Genomic DNA, 860 nt, shown 5'->3' on the forward strand with positions numbered 1-860 from the left:
GGAGAAGAAGTGATGAAAACCCGTAATCGTTTGGCTTTGTCTTTGCGGGCAACCCTCATCATTGCCACCTTGACTGGGTGTGCGGCGGAAAAACCGTAGGCCCCAGAGCGTACCTACGTTGATGAAACGCAGGTGACGGTGGTCAAGGCAACTTACCCTGAGGGCTATGAGTTTTCAGAGTCCTACTACAGCACTGAGCGCGGCGGTGCCGCACTTCGCCATCCAGGCTACGAGCACACGCTTGTGAGCCCGTATGCCGTTCATGACCAAACGGGCAAGCGTTATGTTGCTCGTGATCTCGATACCCAGATCTTGCTGACCAGCATATCTAACACTGCCTATGCCAACGGTCCGCGCGGGACGTTTACTCAGTCACCCAGATTCTGCGATGAAAATTCATTCATGCTGCCGAACAGTAAGCAGACCGCCAAACGTGTTGAGTACCTGCAAATTAAAGAGCGTTATTGCTCAACGCCAGGTTACCGCCTGAGCCAGCATGAAATTGACGTGCTGACCCGAGGTGAGCCAGAAGATCTGCGTCAGTATCGACTGAAGATGTATGTCGATAACCAATTCACCAAATTTTAAGTGACAGATTAATTCTTAAGTGGGGTAAGAAAACGATGTCCAAGCAAATCAATAAAATTCAAGTCATCGGGCCAATCGCTATTGGCGTGATGATCGCCGTTTCAATGGGCGCGAGCCTTTACACCGCCGTACAAACGAGCGGTATCAAGACCAAACTTAACGCGCTTCAAGCGCAGGTGGTTGAGGTCGAAAACAACGGTAAAAGCCTGTACGGAAGTGTTGAGGGGCACTTTGCGCAGCTGGCTAAATCCGGCGGTGGCATTGCGGGTACA

Annotated in this window: 2 protein-coding genes; both read left to right on the forward strand. The window is 51.3% G+C overall.

The features are described from left to right. Positions 1 to 132: 132 nt before the first annotated feature. On the forward strand, positions 133 to 588 hold the full coding sequence (locus tag ACVRRC_RS22020; RefSeq protein ID WP_472997582.1) for a hypothetical protein: 456 nt from the start codon (positions 133 to 135) through the stop codon (positions 586 to 588). 35 nt (positions 589 to 623) lie between these two features. Then, positions 624 to 860, forward strand: a 237-nt coding sequence (locus tag ACVRRC_RS22025; protein WP_472997583.1) for a hypothetical protein, incomplete at its 3' end; no start/stop codon positions are given.

The organism is Stutzerimonas sp. LR2 (genome assembly GCF_055755175.1).